The organism is Paracoccus sp. DMF (assembly GCF_004407025.1).
GTDB lineage: Bacteria > Pseudomonadota > Alphaproteobacteria > Rhodobacterales > Rhodobacteraceae > Paracoccus > Paracoccus aminovorans_B.
This window is the reverse complement of record NZ_SOKV02000055.1, coordinates 1-19,170: the sequence shown is the minus strand read 5'-3', so window position 1 is coordinate 19,170 and position 19,170 is coordinate 1. Positions and strand designations below refer to the sequence as shown.

Genomic DNA, 19,170 nt, shown 5'->3' with positions numbered 1-19,170 from the left:
GGGATGGGCCTGCAGCAGGTTCAGGAAGGCCTGTGCCGGCACCGCCACCACCTCGCAGGCGGTCGAGGCCTCGGCCGAGACCGGATAGGCGGCGCGGCGCAACGCGATGGGCTCGCCGAAGCTCTGGCCGCGGGTCATGACGCCGACCACCGCCTCGGCGCCGTTCGGCGCGATGCGATAGAGCTTCAGCCAGCCCTCGGCCATGATGTGGATGGCCTGCGCCGGGTCGCCCTGGTGGAACAGCGCCTGCCCGCGCGCCAGCCGCCGGACCTGGGCCACGTCCAGCAGCCCCTCGATCATGGTCGGCGGCAGGCCGGCGAACAGCCGCGACTCGCCGGCGATCCGGCGGTGCAGGGCAGTCAGTTTATGGCTCATGGCATGGCTTTCCGGTCGCGGACCGCCAGAGTAGGGGCAAGCCCGCGCGCAGACAAGGCCGGGCCGGTGCGAGGCGTGCGCCTGGGCTCTGACGGCCACACCCGGCGCCCGCGTCCGACGGGCGTTGGAATGCGCGCGAGCACCGCCCGGCGCGCGCATTCGGTGCCGCTGCCGATGCCGGCCTCGGACGCGCCGAACGGGCGGCGATCAGGTCGCGCCCGGGCATGGGCTCTTGCGCCGTGGTCGGCAGGGCCAGCGCCAGCGCCGGCCAAATCGGGCGACGGGCCGGGAAGGCTCGGATGCATGGTTGCAGTCTGGACAAGCGGCTCCCCGCCGGAAGCGCGGTGTTCGCGGCATTGGCGACATGGACCTTGTCGAACAGCCTGTTCAGTTGGGCCGACGCGCTCCTCGATGTCATGGCGCGTCCGCGGCGGCGGAGCCGGTCCTTGGCGCTCTGCGGGTTGCCCGGGATGTCGCGGGGCGTCGCCGAGCCCGCCCATTCCCAAGCCGCGCGGTCGTGGCTACCCGCGACAGCAACGGCGCTTATGGCCGTGGGCGGTCGGCACCGAGCCGACAGCGCCTTGTGCGTTGGAAAACCGCCACCAGCACGGCGGATCGCGCGCCTTCTGACCGTTGGGCGATCACCTGAGCAGGGCGGATGCCGTCCCAGGCCAAGTCGAACCGCGCTGCCAGCTTTGGCACAAGCCGGCAGGTGGACAGACCAATTCGTCTCCTGGCTCGCCAAGGCAGGGAGCAGCCTGCAGCCTGTCTTCGGCCGTGACCTGAAAGGATAGGGCCGCCGTTTCCGCAGCGTTGAGAAGCTCCAGATCATGCGGGCCGCCCTCGGACCGAGGGCGGGCGGGCCTTCATCATTGCGGCTCGGATGGCGTGCGTGGTCGTGGTGCTGCCGTGACGAACCCGTCCCACAGGGCTTTCTTCCTTTCGATAGAAAGGATCGCACCATCGAACCGTGGGATCAAACAGCTAGGACATCGCAGCGGCTCGTTCCCCCGCGACAATCTTGCGGCCGATCAGATCGGCGATGCGGTCAGCATCGATCCCGCGCTGCCGAAGCGCAGGACCGCCAGTCCGCGCAGCGACAGGAGGTGGGCGGATCCCGGCCGGGGCTGAACGGCTGAAACGCGGCGCAGGGGCTGGCTCGATCACGTCATCGTTGCACAGGAACGCGCCGCGGGTCCGCGCCAGCTCATGGGCCGCCGCCTCGGCCATGTCGAGAACCGGGCTGACGCAGGCATCGGTTCCGGCGAAGGCCGCTTCCCATTCGTCGCGGCTCCGGGTGGCGAAAACCTCCGCGAAAGCAGCGCGCAGCCGGGGCCAGCCTGCGCGGTCGTGCTGGTCGGGCAGATCGGCGTCAGCAAGCCCCAGAACCGACAGCAGCTCGGCATAGAACCGCTTTTCGACCGCGCCCACGGCGACGTAACCGCCGTCTCGCGTGCGATAGGTCGTATACCACGGGGAACCGCCATCCACCGTATTGCTGCCGCGCTGCAATTCCCATTGCCCGGCTTGCCAATAGCCGTAATGCATCGCCATCATCGAGCCCACGCCGTCCACCATGGCGGCATCGATGACTTGGCCAAGCCCGGATTGCCGGCGCTCGTGCAGCGCCGCCAACAGCCCGATGGCGAGATAGAGAGACCCGCCGCCGAAATCGCCGATGTAATTGAGCGGAACCGCCGGCGGGCCCCCGGGCTCGGAACCGATCGCCGCCAGCGCGCCGCTCATCGCGATGTAATTGATGTCGTGACCGGCGCGGGCGCTCAGCGGGCCGGACTGGCCCCAGCCCGTCATGCGGCCATAGATCAGGCCGGGATTGGCTGCCATGCAGGCCTCCGGCCCAAGGCCAAGACGCTCCATCACCCCGGGGCGGAACCCTTCGATCAGCAGATCGCTGCCGCGCACCAGGTCGAGCATGAGCTCTATCCCCTCGGGGGACTTCAGATCGACGGCCACCGCCTCCTTGTTGCGGTTCAGCAGGTCGTAGCGGGTCGGGATGTCAAAACCCAGATCGGCACTGGCCAGCCGCTGGACGCTGAGCACCTCGGCCCCAAGATCGGCCAGCAGCATGCCGCAGAACGGGGCCGGGCCGAGACCCGCCATTTCCAGAACCTTCAAACCTCGCAAGGGGCCCATGTCTTTTCCTCTTATCATGATGTTCGGGGTGCGGCCCGCGATCCGCCGCCGCGATCGGCGGACAAGGCTTCGGCTTCCAGCCGCGCCAACCGCGCCTCGATGCGCTCCAGCCGCTCGGGCAAAGGCAGGGACCGTTCAGGCAGCACCTCGCGGTTGCGCATGCCCTCGTAGATCAACTCAGTCAGTTCACGCGCGACATCGGGCACCGAGAAGTGTCCCTCGCCACGCAGATGGCCCCAGGTTTCGTGCTCCATAGCCCCGAATACCGCCGAACGGATCAGCCGGGTCGAGATCGTGTCGTGGAACTCGCCCGAGGCGATGGCCTGCTGACAAACCTCGCGGATTGCGGCGGAATAGGTGCGGGCCAGCTCGTAAATCGGCATCTTGCGATAGTTCGGATCCGGCCGCACCTCGGTCAGCACGAAGCGGGAAAGGCCGGGGAAATCATAGGTCGTGCGCAAGGCCGCATGGATCAGATAGTAGATGCGTTCGCGCGTTCCCGTAAGATTGGCATATCCCGCACCTATCCGGTATTCCTGCTCCATCCAATCCTCGGCCACGCGCAGCATCAGGTCGCGCTTGGTCTTGAAGAAGCGGTAGATCGTTCCTTCGACGATGCCGCATTCCGCCGCAATCTCGGCGATGGATACGGAATTGTAGTCACGTTCGGCCAGCATCCGCCGCGCGACGGACAGGATCATCGACAAGCGCTGCTTCTGCGGCATGCGCGACCCGCGCGGGGGCAAGTCCGTCATCGATCCGGTCGACGTCGCGGACAGGCTGGCAATGGTTTTCTGGGCTCGGGGCAAGGCGAAAATCACATTCTGCTGCTTACATTGTCCGGACCAGTATCAGCGAAAGCGCCGGTGCCACCAGTAGCAACGCAATCCGCAGAAGATCGGACATCAGGAAGGGAAAGACGCCGCGAAAGGTTTCCATCATGCTGACATCCCGCGCCATCTTGTTGACGACGAAGACATTCATGCCGACGGGAGGGGTAATCAGCCCGATTTCCACCACGGTCATCGCAAGAATGCCGAACCACAGCGATTTTTCCTGCGGCGCCAGTCCGAAAAGATCGAGGTGCATGACGATCGGAAAGAACAACGGAATGGTCAGCATGATGATCGCCATGGATTCCATGACGCAGCCCAGCACGATGTAAATGATCATCATGCCAAGCACGACCATGATCGGAGCGACGCCGCTGTTGACGATGATATCGGCGATCTGATGGGTCATGTTGGTCAGTGCCAGCGCCGCATTCAGCATATCGGCCCCCAACAGGATGATGAAGATCATCACCGTCGCCTCGGCGGTCCCCAGCAGGCATTGCAGAAAGGCGGCCGGCCGCAGGTCTCCCGACAATGCGGCAACCACGCCACAACCGACCACCCCGACGGCCGAAGCCTCGGTCGGGCTGGCCCAGCCCAGATAGATGCTGAGGATGACAAAAAGAAATACCAGGCTTACCGGCAGCACGCCGACAAAAGAGCGCAGGATCTCGCCCAGCGATGCGGGAATACTGGCGGGGCCCGCGTCGGGGTTGCGGGCGACGATCAACATCACCACCAGCATATAGCCCAAGACGGCGATGAGGGCGGGCACGATGGCGGCGATGAACAGCTTGCCGATCGATTCCCCGGTAAGGATGGCGTAGATCACCAGCGGCACCGAAGGCGGAATCAGGATGCCCAGCGTGCCGCCCGCCGCGACCGTTCCCGTTGCCAGCCGAGGCGAATATCCCCGCTTGCGCATCTCGGGCAGCGCGACCTGCCCCATGGTAGCCGCCGTGGCAAGCGAGCTGCCGCACACAGAAGCAAAGCCTGCGCAGGCGCCGATGGTCGCCACGGCAACCCCGCCGCGAAACCTGCCGAGCACGGCATTCACGAACCGGAACAGCGCGCGCGACAAGCCGCCATGGGTGGCAAACTGTCCCATCAGAACGAACATCGGAATGACGATCAGGTCAAAATTGGACAGCCGGGCATAGGTGACGTTCTTGACCCAAGCCAGCAGGATATCGACCGAGCCCGTCACATACAGAAAGCCCGCCGCGCCACACAGGAACATCGCGGCGCCCACCGGCATGCGCAACAGGATCAGCAGGACGGTGATGCCAAGAAGCAGAAGCCCAAGGGTGATCGGATCCATGCGTCAATTTCCCCCGTATGAAAAGGCTTGGGCCATGTCATCGACCACCTGTCGGGGCGCGAAGGACTGAAACAGGCCGATCACGCCGAACAGCGCCAGCCCGGGCACCATCGCCAGCTGCCAATATCCCTCGATCCAGGCGAGCAAGGTCGATACCGCGTGGTTTTCCAGGCTGCCCAGCCCCAGCGCCATCGTGCGCACCGCCAGGAGCAGCCCAAGGCAGCCAAGGATGAAATAGCCGGTGCGGTCCAGGATCTGCTGTACACCCGAAGGCAGCGCCTTGGTGGCAAAGTCGACCGCGACATTGCCATGGCGGACCTGACACCAGGCAAACAACAGTGACGAGGCCACCGCACCGCCCATCTGGACAATCTCGACGTCGCCGCGCACCTGCCAGCCCATGGTCTTGCGCGCCAGGATCGAGACCACCAGCATGATTGCAAGCCCGCAGAGAGCCATGCCGCCGATCGTCGCAGACATCATCGCGGCCTTCCGCAGCACCGTCGCGGCACGATGCCACGACGAGCGCATGCCTCGCAGCGGCATACCGTCGACCGGCTGGTCGACCCTTCCTGGAATGTCCATCATTTACCCTCTGAAGAGATGGTGGTCGAACCCCGCGGCCAAGCCACAGATGCCCGCGGGCCAGATCAAGGCTTCACTGGTTCTCGAATTTCTTGATCAGGGCGGTGGCGGTGTCATAGAGCGCCGCCCCGTCCGCGCCGCTGCGGTCGACTTCCTCGATCCAGCGTTCCCGGACAACATCCATCCGCTTCACCCATTCGGCATACTGGTCCTCGTCGATGACATGGACTTTGGCGCCGCGGGCCTTGGCAGCCTCCTGATCTTCGATCCCCTTCTGGCGGTAGATTTCGCTCATGTGGCGGGAAGCCTCGAGCCCGGAGGCCTCATCGATGACGGCCTGCAAATCCGCAGGCAGACGATTATAGGTGCTCTCGCTGATCAGAAACATCGCGATCGAGCTGGTGAAGGGGCGGCGGCCCGGCGGAAAGACGCTGTGGGCGTTTACTTCCTCATCCATGTTCAACATGCGAACCGCGCTCCAGGGGATCATGACGCCGTCGATCACGCCGCGGGAAAGCGATTCGGTAATTGCATTGGCGGGCAGCTGCACCGGGATGGCGCCGACCTGTTCAAGCGCGATCGCGCCATAGCGGCCGGGCGAGCGGATCTTGGCGCCCTGCATTTCGGCGACCGTCTTCAGCGGCTCTGCCTTGAAATGCAGGACCGAGGGATCGCCCACCGCGACCCAGAGCGGGCGGACGCCCTTGTACTCGTCAGGCACATGCTTGGTGACATATTCATACATCGCCATCGCCGTCACCGGTTCGGTTCCCGCAATGAACGGCAATTCGAAGACCTCGCTGCGCAGATATCCCCCGGGCTGGTAGGACGGAACGGTGAAAACCGCATCGGCGATGCCATCGCGGGCCTGGTCGATCAGCTGTGCCGGCGTGCCGCCCAGCTGCATCGCCGGGTAGATCTGACAGGCGATCCTTCCTTCGGACCGCGTCTTGATGGTTTCGCACCAGTGCCCGACCATATCCGTCGCCGGAAAGGCGGTCGGCGGCAGGAAATGGTGCACGCGCAACATGACTTCCTGCGCCATGGAGGGGCCCGAGATCGCAATCAGGGCCGATGTGACGAGTGGCAATAGGGCTTTCATCTTTGGTCCTCAAGGTCAGGATGCAGGGTCGATATTGGTCTGGCATTGCAAGCGAGCGGCGATCCCGGCGATCTCCGGGCCGACGTTTCCGGGGACCGGGCCGGCGAATTCCGCCTGGTCGCCTCGGGGGCCGGCGCTCAATTCGAAGGCGGGGGCGGCGGCGCCGAAACGGTCGCGCAGCGCGGTCTCCAGGGCGCAGCGTTTGGCATCCAGGCGCAGCGCGACCTTGGATATCTTGCCGACCGGGGTCAGGGGCAGCGCCTCCAGGATGCGGATCTCGCGCGGCAGGGCGGCTCGTTCGGCGATCCTCTCGGCGCACCAGGCGCGCAATGCCGCGCCGCTGATCTCCGCCCCGTCCATCAACTCGACATAGGCCACGGGCATCTCGCCCTTTTCCGCATCGGGTTCGGCCACGGCAGCGCACAGACGCACCGCCGGATGGGCGTCCAGAACATCCTCGATCAGGCGCGGGTCGATATTGTGGCCGCCGCGGATGATCAGATCCTTGGCGCGGCCCGAGAGCCACAGATAGCCGTCCGCATCCAGCCGCCCGATGTCGCCCGAATTCCCCCAGACCGTGCCGTCGCGCGGGTCTGTGACGAAGAACTCGGGGTCGCGGTCCGGCGTGTTGTAGCCCAGCATGAGGGTCGGCCCCTGCGCGATCACGACCCCGCAGGCGTCCGCGGGAAGATCGCGGACGATCCGGCTGTGGTCGTCCAGCTCGACCACCCTCAGGGTATATCCGGGCAGAGCCCGGCCGACCGATCCCACCTGCGGGCGCCTGGACGGATCGAGATGACCGGTGATGGTGCCATGCATCTCGGTCAGGCCCCAGTTCTCGCGCAGCCAGACCCCGAAGCGCCGGTGGAACCGCTCCATCAGATCGACCGGGATGGTCGATCCGCCGCAGTGGTAATCGGTGATCCGGTGCGGCACCTCGCCGTCGGGGCTGGCCTGCAGGATGGCGGCGGCCGTCGTCGGCGTCGAGAGGACCGAATTGACGCCGAATTCCTGCATCAGCGGCCAGAAATTGGCCACCACCTCGCGGTCCCGAAACCCCAGCGGGGTCAGCGTCAGCAGCGTCTGGCCGAACAGCAGGCTGCGGGTGGCCAGCGGGATCAACCCGCCGCAATGGAAATTCGGCATGCCGTGGGCAACGACGAAGTCGGGCTCGGGGCCCATCAGAACGCCCGTGTTCCAGGAAACGGTCAGCAGCCCCTGCTGCGACATGCGCACCAGCTTGGGCAATCCGGTCGTTCCGCCTGTCGGCATCGTCACCACGACGTCCTCGGGGGCCGTCAGGCCCGCCAGCGGAATGTCGGTTCCAACAGCGGCCAGCGCGGCATCAAAACCGCAAGCGGGATCCGCCTCGCCGACCAGCAGGATGTGCTGGAGATCGGGCAGCATCGCCCGCAGCCGGTCCAGGTCGCGCCAGACCCCATCGCCCCCGGCGGCGGGGGTCGTGGTGACCAGGGTGGTCACCCCCCCGGCGCGCAGGATCGCCGCCAGCGCCTCGACTTCGAGATAGGGATTGACCGGCAGCAGCGTGCCGACCGCCATCGCCGCCCAAGAGGCGATCAGCCCTTCGGCCACCATCGGCAACACCACGCCCACGACCGGCCGGCGGCCCGGCCCGGCATGGGCCTGAAACACCCGGCCCGCGCGCTCGACGCGGTCGAGCAGATCGCCATAGGACAGGCCGCTGCGCGGGCCGCCGGGAATGCCCCGGTGCAGCTGAATGATCGCGGTCTTGTCGGGCAGCATGTCCGCCGCGGCCCGCAGGCAGCCCAGGATGGTCGTCGCGGGCAGCAGGGACTCGAGCGGCCAGCGGGCGATTTCCCTGCGGTCCGCCTCGGTCAGGCAGCGGGCGCGCGCCACCCGGCCGGGCGTGGGCGCATGCCCCGGCAGCCAGGGCGAAACCGCGGCATCCGCCGCGCTGCGCGTCAAGGTTTCCATCTTGCCTCCTCCCAAAAGCACTGGAACTTGTTTCATCCTCCCCCGACAGTGCGAGAGCGGGCGCCCGGTCTCAGGCGGCCGAGATGCCTCCGTTCACCGAAATCACCTGCCCGGTCAGCCGCGCGGCTGCGGGACTGGCCAGGAACACCAGCGTGGGTGCGATGTCTTCCGGGCGGGTCAGTCCCAGGGAAGCGGCCTTCTCGGCCCGCTGAAACAGCTTGGCTGCGAACGGGTCTTCCATGATCCGATCATAGGATTGCGTGTCCGCGATCAGCGAGGGCGTCACCGCATTCACCCGGATGCCGTCGCGCTTGGCCTCCATCGCCAGCGTGGTCGCGAAGCGGGTGATGGCGGCCATGCCGGCGCCGATCACCGACTCGCCCGGGGTCGTCACTCGGGCCGCATCCGACGCGACCAGGATGATGGCCCCGCGCCGACGCTGACGCATCCCCGGCAACACCGCGCCGGACAGCAGCAACGCGGGCAGGGCCTGTTCGTTCAGCTGGGCGACGATGGTGGCGGGGTCGAGCAAATGAAACAGCTTGGGCATACCGTTGGAATTGGCGGCGCTGATAGCGATGTCGATCGGGCCGACCTCGGCCTCGATGGCGGCGATCGCCGGGGCGACGGCCGCCGTGGCGCACAGATCGACGGACCGGAAGCTGGCCACCCCCGCATGCCCTTCGGCGTTCAGTTCCGCCGCTGCCGCCGCGCCCTTGTCCGGGTTGCGGCCGATCAGCACGACCGCCGCCGCGCCTTCGCGCAGCAGCAACCGGGCGGTTTCAAGCCCGACGCCAGAGGTGCCGCCGCCGATGACGGCGTTGCTGTTGCGCAAGGCGAACCCCGGGTGTTGGCCAGCTTCGGTTCCTGTCATTTTTTCCTCTCTTCCCGTCGCGACGGGCTCAACTGACCGATGAACCGGGCCAAGGGGCCGGTTGCCCGCGGTGCGATGGTTGCGGCCGGGTCATCGCCCGCGCTGCCGGGGCGGCATTTCGGTGCGTCCGAGCCCGGGATGGCGACGGCCGAAAGCCGATCTTCCTCGGCCTGCTCGCTTTCCTGATCGGCAACCCGCAACGCATCCAGTGCGAAAAGCGCGGCGCCAAGCGCACCGGCGATCTGCGGGTCGGGCGGAACCGTGATCTCCGTTCCCAGCTCCTTGGCGATGGCACGCACCGCCGCGGCGTTGCGTGCGACGCCCCCCGTCATCGCTATCGGCTTGCGCAGACCAACCCGCGACACCAGGCCGAGCGTGCGGCGCGCAACCGAGCCGTGGACCGCGGCCGCCACGTCGGGCTTCGAGGATCCTTCCGCCAGCAGAGAGATCACCTCGGTTTCCGCGAAGGTCGCGCAGATGCTGGAAATCGCCAGTTCGGCCTGCGCCTGCAAGGCCATGGCGCCCATGTCCTCCAGCGGCACTTCCAGGGAACGCGCCAGCGTCTCGAGGAACTTGCCGGTGCCGCCGGCGCAGCGGTCGTTCATGGCAAAGGTTTCCACCAGCCCGTCGGAGGTGACCGCGATCACCTTGCTGTCCTGGCCGCCGATGTCGATCACCAGGCGCACGCCCGGCACCATATGGGCCGCACCACGGGCATGGCAGGTGATTTCGGTATAGGATTTCGAGGCGCCGTCGATCATCCGCCGGCCATAGCCGGTCGCCACGGTATTGGCGATCTGCGCTTCGGTCAGCCCGGCATCGGCCAATGCCCGCCGCTTCGCATCCATCATCGCGTCGCCGCTGACGGCGCCCATCTGGACCACCTCGCGGGCGACGATCCGGCCATGCTCGTCCAGGATGACCGCCTTGGCCGTGGTCGAGCCAAGATCGACCCCCATCACATGCCGGTTCATGCCCATGATGCCCTCGCCGCCCGGCGCGCGCCGACCTCGGGGACCGCTTCAGGCCGCGTGCCCTGCAGTTCGGCGATATCGACTTCCAGCAGAGTTTCCCAGAACATCACGCTACCTCCCTGCTGCCCCTGATCGTGGCGGCATCTGGTTGCAACCATGAGCACAGCTCACTTCATCAGCCATACTGATGAGCACTGCTCATTCGGTCAACGATTATTTTCTTTTCGCTCCGGTTCTTCAGTGTAAATCGCGGTTTTCATTATATTAAATTAGTGCGCTAGAAAACTGTTTGCTTTCATTTCACCGTCGATCCGCGGCAAAGGCTCCGCCGGCGCGCGCGGCCGCCTGATCGGCGCATGTTCGACCAACCGACCAGGCGGCAGAGAACTCGCGGATGGAACACCATAACGGGCGGCCCAGACGGCGTCGGTGATCGGTCTGCAATTATATTATTGAATTCACTTAGCTTTTTGTTACCTGCTAAATCGCGGCAAAGAATAAACGGTTGACAGAATGCGATTCGCAATGAATGTTCACCTGGAAAAGATACGCTACCTTCCCATTTTCAGGCATTCTCGGCGGTGACAGGAGCTGCATCGAGTTGCGGAGTGGGACTCACCAGAAGCTGGAGGAGCTGAATGGACCAGGCAGCCAAAATTGACGAAATCCTCGGAGAGCTGGCCGAGGTCGCCGCATGCCCAGGCGCCTATGCCACCGACTGGAAGGCCCGCACCGGGCGCAAGGTCATCGGCATCCTGCCGATGAACTTCCCTGCCGAGATCGTGCATGCGGCCGGCGCGCTGCCTGTGACAGTGCAAGAGGACGACGCGCCCATCACCTATGGCCGCCGGCTGTTGCACGAATTCTATTGCGGCTACACGCGCAGCCTCGTCGATCAGGCCGCGACCGGAAGGCTCGCGCCCTATGACGGGATTTTCCTGGTCGACCATTGCGTCGCGCTGCTGGGCGCGGTGGATGCGATTCGCTTCGAGCTGCCGGATATGCCGGTCTTTCTTGCCCAGTTCACCGCCTCGATGGACGAGACCACGACTCGACCGCAGATCCTTGGCCGGATCGCCGAACTGCGCGAAAGGCTGGAAGAACTTTGTGGCGCTCCGATCGAGGACCAGGCGATCCGCCGCAGCATCGAGGCTTACAATCGCAATCGCGGCCTGTTGCGCCGGGTCTATGAAATGCGCCGTTCGGGCCTCATCAGGCTGACCAGCCGGCAGATGCAGGTGCTGGTGAAATCGGCCATGGTCATGGATGTCGATGAACACAGCGCCCGGATGGATCGTCTCTTGGCGCTGCTCGAGGCGCAGCCGGCGGCGCCTTCTTCCTTGGTTCGGCTGCATCTCTCGGGACATTTCTGTCACGCGCCCAAGCCCGAATTGCTCGACATGATCGAAAGCTGCGGTGCGACCGTGGTCGATGACGATATCTATACCGGCTATCGTTACATCTCGACCGATGTCCCCGAGGGTTCGGATCCGGTCGCGGCGCTGGCTGGTTGGTATTTCAACCGCAACACCAACGTCCCCTGCTCGACTCGCGCCCAGATGACGGTGGACTGGGAAAGCTATCTGGCGAACGCGCTGGAAAAGAGCGGCGCGCAGGGTGTCATCGTCCTGGTGGCCAAGTTCTGCGAACCCCACATGCTTTATTATCCGGAACTGCGCAAGGAATTCGTCAGGCGGGGCATCCCCCATCTGCTGATCGAGACGGAACACGAAGGGCTGGCGCTTGAAATGCTGAAAACCCGGGTCGAGGCCCTGATCGAAGTTATCCGCCGCCCTGCCCTGACCAGAGAAATGGCCTGAGGCTTAACGACTTCGGAGGAACACAAATGTCTGCCATCACGGAACACGCAAATTCCGGACAGCCCCCGGCCCGCACCGCACCGCTGGCCAACCGCCTGGTCAGCACCCGCGCGGGCGGAGAAATGATCAAGAACTACTGGGACAATCTGTTCACCGCGCGCGAACGCGGTGCCACGGTCGTGTGGTACAATGGCGCCGCGATCAACCCGATCCTGCAGGCGGCTGGGGTCGAGTGGTGCCATGGCGAAGCCTTCGGCGCGCGCCTTGCGGCGATGCATCTGGAACGGCCCGCGCAGCAGGCCGGCGAGGCCTATGGCTATATCAACGAACTCTGTTCCTATGCCCGCACCACCCTGGGCTGTGCGCTGCTGACCAAGAAGGAAGCGGTGGACCGGGTCGAGATCGACGGCTCGCCCAATATCCCCGACAAGGAGGTTCTGGCCGCCCGCCTGCCGCCGCCGGATCTTTTCGTGAACGCCTATGCGGGATGCAGCACCGGCCAGCAATGGGACGAGATTTCCTATCGCGTCTTCGACAGGAAGCTGCCGCTGTTCAAGGTCTCCTATCCCCTGCTTTGGGGCAACAAGTCCGATGCGGGATATCTGCGCGGCGAGGAATGGGACAATGCGTCGAAATACGTCGCGGGCCAGATCTACAACCTGATCGAGTTTCTTGAACACCAGACCGGCAACAAGTTCGATTGGGAGGGATTGCGCGAATCGATGCATTACATCAAGCGCGCCGCGCAATTGCGGCTGGATGCGCTTGAGCTGTGCAAGGCCAAGCCGGCCCCTGCAGTATTCTGGGACTGGGTGGCCAGCATCGCGCCGATCAACTTCCTGCCCGGCAATCAGGCGCTGGTGGATTACTTCCAGGGCGTAAAGACCGAGATCGAGCAGCGGCTGCAAGACGGGGTGAGCGCGCTGCCGAACGAACGCTACCGTCTTGCATTCGACGGCATCATGAACTGGAACAAGGTGGGCTGGCTTGCCAACAAGTTCGCCGAGCGTGACGCCGCGGTCGTCTGCGGGCGCTATACGCACAACAGCTTCTGGCACGAACCGCATCTGATCGACGAGGACGATCCGATCCTTGGCATGGCGCAGCACTACCTGCTGTGTCCCTTCAACCATAGCGCAAAGAACCTGGCCGAGCAGGTGCTGCGCGATTGCGAGACATATGGCATCGACGGCATCGTGTTCCACGCGACCCGGACCTGCCGGTCGGCCACCAACGGCCAGCTCCTGCTGGCCCGGATGGCGCAAGAGAGGGGGATCCAGACCATGTTCTTCGAAGGCGATGTCGCGGACGAAAGCTTCTACAAGGACGAGGTCCTGCAAAGCCGCCTGGAGGCGATGCTGGAAACCATCGACGTGCAGCGGACCCGCGCCGCGTAAAACGGCCGTGGGCTTCCGGCCAGGGCCTATCGGCCCGACGGATGGGAAGCCCACGGCCCCCCGGCTGGGCAACCGCGACCGATCGGCCGAGGCCGCGCCGTTCGGCGCAAGCGTGAAGCAACATCAGGCGCACGGCGGACCGTTCGGCCGTCCGGCCTCGCAATAGGGGCATCCCCAAGCGTCACGACGCTTGCTGATCCGGAACTGCTCCGCGGTTGTCATGGAGAACTGTGCGGCGGCTGGCGGGAGCCGCACGCGCAGGCCGCGATAGCAGAAAGCCGTAAAGGCAGCTCCATGGCATCGATATCGTGAATTCACCCGGGCGGCAGGGGTCCGCCTTTGCAAGACCGACCGCCGGCTTGACCGCGCCTATCCGTCCTCGGCATCGATCAGCACCCGCGAGGGCCAGAGTTCGGCGCATCGGACATAGAACGGATGAGCAATATGCTCGGCCCGCGACGAAATCTTGAAGATGCCGCGCGAGCTCATCACCGGCTCGTCCCCCACCCGCGCCACCATCTGGGTAAAGCACATCTTGCGGGTCTGGCGGATGATATCGACCCGCGCCGCCACCCATTGCCCCGGCAGGATCCCTTGCAGGAAATCGACCGACAGGGTGACCGTCGGGGTGACGATCCGGGAAAGGCCGACGGCATATTGCGCCCCAAGCGCGGCGTAATCCGCGAAAGCCGCGATCGCGCCGCCGTGACACATGCCCAGCGGGTTCAGATGGCGTTCTGCGCAGCGGAAACCCAACTCCAGACGCTGATCCCCGGTCTCGCGGAAACTGATCTGGCCGAAGGATCGGGCAAATCCGAAGTCCAGATCAAAGGGCGTCCATCCCGCAGGGATATCCGTTCCATCTGCCATGAAATCGGCTGTCATGCGTGTCTCCCTATCTGCTGTGTGGCCGAACGTTCCGGAAATGGTCGATGGGGGGCCGGCGGGGCGGCTGGCCCCTGCCATCGCTCCTGCACGGATCACGGATTGAGCATGTCGCGCAGCAGGAATTTCTGGATCTTGCCGCTGGGCGTGCGGGGCATCGCTTCGATGATCTCAATCCGTTCGGGCCAGTATTGCTTGGCGACCCTCTTTTCGTCCATCCAGAGGCGCAGATCGTCCAGCGATACCGTGGCGCCGTCCTTTGCCGTCAGGAAGGCGCAGGCCCGCTCGCCCAGGCGCTCGTCGGGATAGCCGACCAGCGCGGCGCCGGTGATGGCGGGATGCTCGAGCAACAGGTTCTCGATCTCGACGACGGGAATATTCTCGCCACCGCGGATGATGACGTCCTTGGTCCGACCGGCGATGCGGATATAGCCGGAGCAATCGTCCTCGGCCAGGCAATAGGCCAGATCGCCGGTGTCCATCCAGCCTTCGGCATCGAAGGTCTGCTCGGGGGGAATGCCCATGTAACCGACATGAAGCTGGGCGCCGCGCACCAGAAGCCGTCCGGGCTTGCCGGCGGCAAGCGTCTTTCCGGCGTCATCGACGACCTTGACCTCCATCCCGGCGACCGGCCGGCCGTCCGAGATCGAGGACAGCTGCCCGGCCCGCTCGGGCTCGGTCATGGTCGAGGCAAGGCTTTCCGTCATCCCCCAGACCGAGGTGACCGTGGTGCCCAGCACCTCGCCGGCCTGGCGGACCAGCACCGGCGGGATCGGCGCGCCGGCGCAAAGGAACAGGCGCAGGCTTTCGGGACTGGGCGCGCCGGCCTGGACCTCGCGCACCAGATCGGCCAGGAAGGGTGTGGCGCCGCCGCTGAAGGTGACCTTGTATTCATTGATCAGGTCCAGCGCATGCCTGCCGTTCCAGCTTTCCTGCAGGACCATGGTCGCGCGGTTGAAGATCGCCAGCAGCACCCCGGCGGCAAGACCCAGCATGTGGCCGACGGGCGAGCCGACCAGCAACACGTCGTCATTGGACAGATGGCCGCGCCTGGTCATGCTGCGGGCGGCGTTCACCATGCTGTTGACGGTATGCTGCACCCCCTTGGGCGAGCCGGTGGTGCCGGAGGTATACATCAGCATCGAGGGCTCGCCCGGATCGGTGACCGGCGGCGTGCCCTCGGGCGCCAGGTCCACCCGTTCGCCGGAATTCAGCAGCGCGTCGAAACTGTCGCTGCCCGTGCCATGCGCCACCACGACATGCTCGAGATGGTCCAGTTCGTCACGCAGCAGGCGGGCGGTGCCGACCAGGTCCAGCGTCCCGAAGCCCTCGGGCACGATGAACACCTTGCAGCGCGCGAAGCCCAGCATGAAGCGCAGTTCGCGTTCGCGGAAGATCGGCATCAGCGGGTTGGTGATCGCCCCCAGCCGTTGCGCCGCCAGCACGGCGACCACGAACTCCCACCAGTTGGGCATTTGCAGGGCCACCACGTCCCCCTTGCCCACGCCCAGCTTGCGCAGCCCGCCGGCGGCGCGCGCGATGCGATCCTCAAGCTCGCGGAAGCTCAGCCGGACGACACCCGAGGACCGGTCCGCCACCACGGCCAGCTTGTCGGGATGATCCTGCAGCGCCTTGCGCAGGAAATCGTCGTAATGCTCGTCGGTCCAGTGGCCGAGGTCGCGCAGCTTGCGCCTATGCGCGGCGAGGTCGAATTTGGTCATGCATTGTCCTCCCATGAAACAACAGGATCGCCCCCGCAATCAGAGGCGACCTTCGGAAACGGCGGGATCGCGCCGTTTCAGCCGGCGACCGGCGCGATCAGGCGCCGGATGCCCTCGCTGCCGATGGAATCGTAAAGGGCAAAGGGACCACCCAGATAGGCGGGGAAGCCCACGGCGTTGATGCAGTGGAAATCGGCCGCCCGGCGCGCGTCGGGGTCGAGTTCCGCGCCGTCTTCAAGCGCGGCGACGACCGCGGCGCCCAGCAATGCGCCCGCAATGATCTGGTCCTGCCCTTGCGGCGCGTCGATCCAGGTCCCGGTCGCGGCAATGCCTTGATGCTCTCCCAGCACCTCGGCCGGAACCGGGCGGGCCTGGCCGTCCGTCGGGACCGCTGTGGTCAGACGCGCCCAGCTGGCCGCGCTTTCGACCGCCTGCCGCTCGAAACGGGCGGCGACATCGGCCCAGGCCCTGGTGATGGCGGCAGCGATGGCGTCATAGGCCTTGGGCAGGGCATCGGCCTTGCGCTGCTTCTGCCAGATCTGCTTGCCCAGAAACAGGCTCGAGATCATGTCGCGCGGCTCGGGCCGCTTGATGAGATCGGCGAAGATGTCGATTTCCTTGCTGACCGCGGCATCCATCGCCAGCGGCATGCCGAATTCGACGCAATCGAGAATGGCCGTGACCGCCGGGTAGTGCCCCCCCGTCTCCTCTTCTCGGGCATGGCGCAACGCGGCCAGCCGGGCGCTGACTTCAACGGCCGAGGGAATGACGTAATCGTCCCGGTCCCAGGGTTGCTGCGGCTGGGGGTTGCCCCTGATCCACTCCACGCAGGCGGCGATTTCCTGCCCGGCGGGAACCACGCGATGCGCGACCCCGGCGGCGACCGCATCGGCCGGCGTGAAGCGCGCCGCGTCGAGCAGCACCGGCATGGCCGCCTCGATGCCGACAAGACGCGGCATGCGTTGCGTGCCGCCGCCGCCCGGCAACAGGCCGACCAGCGATTCGGGCAGCCCCAGCGCGGTCGAAGGCGTGTCGGCCAGGACGCGGTAATGCCCGGCCAGCGCGAATTCGCAACCGCCGCCAAGCGCCAGCCCGTTGATCGCAAAGGCTACGGGCACGCCCGCGGTTTCCAGCTTGCGGAACGATCGGCCGATGGGTGCGAAATGATCGCGACCGATCTGCCAGCGCGCGCTTTCCGGGGCGGCGATGATCATCGCATAGGCCTGCGCCAGCTCGCCCAGATCGGCCCCGGCACAAAAGGCGCTGCTTTTGCCCGAGGAAACCACCAGCCCTTTCAGCCCGCTGGTCTTCAGCCAGTCGGCCACGGCCTCGGATTCGTGGATGGCGCGGTTCGAGAAGACGTTCATGGTCCGGCCGGGCATGTCGAAGATCAGGTGGCCGATGCCGTCCTCGATCAGTTCATAGCGGAACTCCAAGAGTTCCGGCGGTTGCGTCGTCATGTCCTGTCCTCCCCAGCCGATATGGATGCCGGTCCCAATATAGTTCGTATAAATATAATGCACATGCATACCTAATGCGTCAATTCCCCTGAGTTGGGTCGGCGCCAAATATGCGGGCGGTGTCAGCCCAGGCTCGGCTTCCGCAGGAAAATGCCGGTTGCGACGGTGCTGTAGACGGCTGTGCCGTCCTGATTCTCGCCCTCCATCCGGAACGAGACGATTCCCCGGTCCGGCTTCGACTGCGAAACCCGGGCCGAAAGCACGGTCACGCGCAGCCACAGCCTGTCGCCGGGCCGCACCGGATGCAGCCAGCGCAATTCGTCGCAGCCAGGCGCCGCCAGTCCCGCACGCGACGGCAGGAAGCCGTCGACAAGCAGCCGCATCATCAACGCGGCCGTCATCCAGCCCGAGGCGATGACGCCGCCATGCGGCCCTGCCGCGGCGGCTTGCGGGTCGATGTGGAACGACTGCGGATCGTAGCGGCGCGCGAAGGCGATGATCTCCTGCTCGCTCACCTCGACAGGGCCGAACCGATAGATGTCGCCCGGGCGGTAATGCTCGAACCAGCGATCTGCGGCGGGGATCTCGAAGCTCGTTTTCGGCGTCATGCGACCTGCTCTCTCGCGGCCAAAAGACGCCGCGTCATTTAAGTTGCTAGTTTACGATATGGTTGCATATTTATTTTACCCGATCTAATGTCGGCCATGCAACATAGCTCAGGCGTCGGAGGAGAGCATGGAGTTTCGCGGGCAATCGGTCAGGATGACCATGGAGGACGGGCTTGCGCGGGTGGCGCTTTGTCAGCCCGAACGCGGCAATCCGATCGATGCGACGCTGGGTGCCGAACTGCTCGACCTGTCGGGCATGCTCTTTACCTCCCCGCAGGTTCGCGCCGTGCTGATGACGGCCGAGGGCCGCTTCTTTTCCGTCGGCGGCGATCTGAACAGCTTCAAGGACCGCATCCACGAACTGCCCCGGCTGATCCTCGACTGGACCTCGGACTTCCACACGGCGCTGGTCCGGCTGCGCCGCATGGATGCCCCCGTCGTCTGCGCGGTCGAAGGCGGGGTCGCCGGCGGTGCGGTTTCCATGATGGCCTTCGCCGATGTGATCCACGCCGCCGACTCGGTCAAGTTCACCGCTGCCTTCCCCGCCATCGGCTTTTGCGCCGACAGCGGCACCACCGTCTCGCTGTCGGAACGGATGGGCATCGCCAGGGCGCGTCGCTTCATCCTGTGCAACGAAACGATCACCGCGACCGAGGCCCGCGACGCAGGGCTGGTCGATCACCTGCATCCGCTTGCCGAGGTCCGCGCCGCGGCCGAGGCGACGGCGATGCGCCTGGCCCAGGGGCCGACGCGCGCCTATGGCATGATCAAGCGCAGCTTCTCGGGCGCGCTTGGCCGCAGCCTCGACGAGCAACTGGAGCTGGAGGCGCAATCACTGTCGCAGGTCGCCGGCTTCGCGGACGCGCGCGAGGGGATCGAGTCTTTCGTGCAGAAGCGCAAGCCGGGCTTCACCGGCAGCTAGCCGCACCGCCGGCCGGCGATTGGAATCAATGCCCGCCGAGCCGGGCAATACGAAGGAGGAGCAACCATGAAAATACTCGTGCCAGTGAAGCGCGTGATCGACTACAACGTGAAGGCGCGCGTGAAGAGCGACGGCTCCGGTGTCGATCTGGCGAATGTGAAGATGTCGATGAACCCGTTCGAC

General features: G+C 65.6%; 16 protein-coding genes and 1 pseudogene. 4 read left to right on the top strand and 13 right to left on the bottom strand.

All coding sequences use genetic code 11. The features are described 5' to 3' along the window. The 9 genes from E3D03_RS18115 to E3D03_RS18075 form a co-directional block, all read right to left on the bottom strand. Window positions 1-375, bottom strand: a 375-nt coding sequence (locus E3D03_RS18115; RefSeq protein WP_263568105.1) for a cyclic nucleotide-binding domain-containing protein, incomplete at its 3' end; no start/stop codon positions are given. Window positions 376-1,359: 984 nt separating this feature from the next. Then, entirely contained in the window at window positions 1,360-2,529 is a 1,170-nt protein-coding gene (locus E3D03_RS18110; protein WP_263568104.1) for a CaiB/BaiF CoA transferase family protein, read from the bottom strand. Window positions 2,530-2,543: 14 nt separating this feature from the next. Further along, window positions 2,544-3,350 (bottom strand): TetR/AcrR family transcriptional regulator, encoded by an 807-nt coding sequence (locus tag E3D03_RS18105; RefSeq protein WP_263568103.1) that lies wholly within the window; start codon window positions 3,348-3,350, stop codon window positions 2,544-2,546. 10 nt (window positions 3,351-3,360) lie between these two features. After that, entirely contained in the window at window positions 3,361-4,683 is a 1,323-nt protein-coding gene (locus E3D03_RS18100) for a TRAP transporter large permease (RefSeq protein ID WP_263568102.1), read from the bottom strand. Between the two features lie 3 nt (window positions 4,684-4,686). Further along, on the bottom strand, window positions 4,687-5,163 hold the full coding sequence (locus E3D03_RS18095; protein ID WP_263568101.1) for a TRAP transporter small permease: 477 nt from the start codon (window positions 5,161-5,163) through the stop codon (window positions 4,687-4,689). Between the two features lie 178 nt (window positions 5,164-5,341). Continuing rightward, complete coding sequence (locus tag E3D03_RS18090) at window positions 5,342-6,370, bottom strand: TRAP transporter substrate-binding protein (RefSeq protein ID WP_263568100.1); 1,029 nt, start codon at window positions 6,368-6,370, stop codon at window positions 5,342-5,344. Window positions 6,371-6,385: 15 nt separating this feature from the next. Then, the gene (locus E3D03_RS18085; RefSeq protein ID WP_263568099.1) at window positions 6,386-8,326 is read right to left on the bottom strand and encodes an AMP-binding protein; all 1,941 of its coding nucleotides are present in this window, start codon (window positions 8,324-8,326) and stop codon (window positions 6,386-6,388) included. A gap of 70 nt (window positions 8,327-8,396) precedes the next feature. Further along, window positions 8,397-9,200: an SDR family NAD(P)-dependent oxidoreductase gene (locus tag E3D03_RS18080; protein WP_263568098.1), complete on the bottom strand. Its 804-nt coding sequence runs from the start codon at window positions 9,198-9,200 to the stop codon at window positions 8,397-8,399. After that, the gene (locus E3D03_RS18075) at window positions 9,197-10,174 is read right to left on the bottom strand and encodes an acyl-CoA dehydratase activase (protein ID WP_263568097.1); all 978 of its coding nucleotides are present in this window, start codon (window positions 10,172-10,174) and stop codon (window positions 9,197-9,199) included. Before E3D03_RS18075 ends, E3D03_RS18080 begins: the two co-directional genes overlap by 4 nt. A 638-nt stretch (window positions 10,175-10,812) precedes the next feature. On the opposite strand from E3D03_RS18075, the gene E3D03_RS18070 reads away from it, so the two are divergent. After that, window positions 10,813-11,994, top strand: a complete 1,182-nt coding sequence (locus tag E3D03_RS18070) for a 2-hydroxyacyl-CoA dehydratase subunit D (RefSeq protein WP_263568096.1) — start codon at window positions 10,813-10,815, stop codon at window positions 11,992-11,994. A gap of 26 nt (window positions 11,995-12,020) precedes the next feature. After that, window positions 12,021-13,391, top strand: a complete 1,371-nt coding sequence (locus tag E3D03_RS18065; RefSeq protein WP_263568095.1) for a 2-hydroxyacyl-CoA dehydratase subunit D — start codon at window positions 12,021-12,023, stop codon at window positions 13,389-13,391. Window positions 13,392-13,760: 369 nt separating this feature from the next. Here the strand turns inward: E3D03_RS18065 and E3D03_RS18060 are convergent, their stop codons facing one another. The 4 genes from E3D03_RS18060 to E3D03_RS18045 all read right to left on the bottom strand — a co-directional run bounded on the left by E3D03_RS18060 (window position 13,761) and on the right by E3D03_RS18045 (window position 18,065). After that, window positions 13,761-14,276: a PaaI family thioesterase gene (locus tag E3D03_RS18060; protein WP_263568094.1), complete on the bottom strand. Its 516-nt coding sequence runs from the start codon at window positions 14,274-14,276 to the stop codon at window positions 13,761-13,763. A 95-nt stretch (window positions 14,277-14,371) separates the two neighbouring features. Beyond that, window positions 14,372-15,997, bottom strand: a complete 1,626-nt coding sequence (locus E3D03_RS18055) for an AMP-binding protein (RefSeq protein WP_263568093.1) — start codon at window positions 15,995-15,997, stop codon at window positions 14,372-14,374. 77 nt (window positions 15,998-16,074) lie between these two features. Continuing rightward, window positions 16,075-17,457 carry an enoyl-CoA hydratase-related protein gene (locus E3D03_RS18050; RefSeq protein ID WP_263568092.1) on the bottom strand — a complete coding sequence of 461 codons (1,383 nt, stop codon included), beginning with the start codon at window positions 17,455-17,457 and terminating at the stop codon, window positions 16,075-16,077. 122 nt (window positions 17,458-17,579) lie between these two features. Beyond that, the gene (locus E3D03_RS18045; protein ID WP_263568091.1) at window positions 17,580-18,065 is read right to left on the bottom strand and encodes a MaoC family dehydratase; all 486 of its coding nucleotides are present in this window, start codon (window positions 18,063-18,065) and stop codon (window positions 17,580-17,582) included. Between the two features lie 127 nt (window positions 18,066-18,192). On the opposite strand from E3D03_RS18045, the gene E3D03_RS18040 reads away from it, so the two are divergent. Continuing rightward, on the top strand, window positions 18,193-18,987 hold the full coding sequence (locus E3D03_RS18040) for an enoyl-CoA hydratase/isomerase family protein (RefSeq protein WP_263568090.1): 795 nt from the start codon (window positions 18,193-18,195) through the stop codon (window positions 18,985-18,987). A gap of 66 nt (window positions 18,988-19,053) precedes the next feature. Continuing rightward, window positions 19,054-19,170: pseudogene (locus tag E3D03_RS18035) on the top strand (electron transfer flavoprotein subunit beta/FixA family protein); the annotation flags it as partial.

Excerpts from the sequence above, each read along its gene's own strand:
- E3D03_RS18110 (WP_263568104.1), bottom strand. The coding sequence starts at position 2,529 with ATGGGCCCCTTGCGAGGTTTGAAGGTTCTGGAAATGGCGGGTCTCGGC.
- E3D03_RS18100 (WP_263568102.1), bottom strand. The coding sequence starts at position 4,683 with ATGGATCCGATCACCCTTGGGCTTCTGCTTCTTGGCATCACCGTCCTG.
- E3D03_RS18095 (WP_263568101.1), bottom strand. The coding sequence starts at position 5,163 with ATGTCTGCGACGATCGGCGGCATGGCTCTCTGCGGGCTTGCAATCATG.
- E3D03_RS18090 (WP_263568100.1), bottom strand. The coding sequence starts at position 6,370 with ATGAAAGCCCTATTGCCACTCGTCACATCGGCCCTGATTGCGATCTCG.
- E3D03_RS18085 (WP_263568099.1), bottom strand. The coding sequence starts at position 8,326 with ATGGAAACCTTGACGCGCAGCGCGGCGGATGCCGCGGTTTCGCCCTGG.
- E3D03_RS18080 (WP_263568098.1), bottom strand. The coding sequence starts at position 9,200 with ATGACAGGAACCGAAGCTGGCCAACACCCGGGGTTCGCCTTGCGCAAC.
- E3D03_RS18075 (WP_263568097.1), bottom strand. The coding sequence starts at position 10,174 with ATGAACCGGCATGTGATGGGGGTCGATCTTGGCTCGACCACGGCCAAG.
- E3D03_RS18070 (WP_263568096.1), top strand. The coding sequence starts at position 10,813 with ATGGACCAGGCAGCCAAAATTGACGAAATCCTCGGAGAGCTGGCCGAG.
- E3D03_RS18065 (WP_263568095.1), top strand. The coding sequence starts at position 12,021 with ATGTCTGCCATCACGGAACACGCAAATTCCGGACAGCCCCCGGCCCGC.
- E3D03_RS18060 (WP_263568094.1), bottom strand. The coding sequence starts at position 14,276 with ATGACAGCCGATTTCATGGCAGATGGAACGGATATCCCTGCGGGATGG.
- E3D03_RS18055 (WP_263568093.1), bottom strand. The coding sequence starts at position 15,997 with ATGACCAAATTCGACCTCGCCGCGCATAGGCGCAAGCTGCGCGACCTC.
- E3D03_RS18050 (WP_263568092.1), bottom strand. The coding sequence starts at position 17,457 with ATGACGACGCAACCGCCGGAACTCTTGGAGTTCCGCTATGAACTGATC.
- E3D03_RS18045 (WP_263568091.1), bottom strand. The coding sequence starts at position 18,065 with ATGACGCCGAAAACGAGCTTCGAGATCCCCGCCGCAGATCGCTGGTTC.
- E3D03_RS18040 (WP_263568090.1), top strand. The coding sequence starts at position 18,193 with ATGGAGTTTCGCGGGCAATCGGTCAGGATGACCATGGAGGACGGGCTT.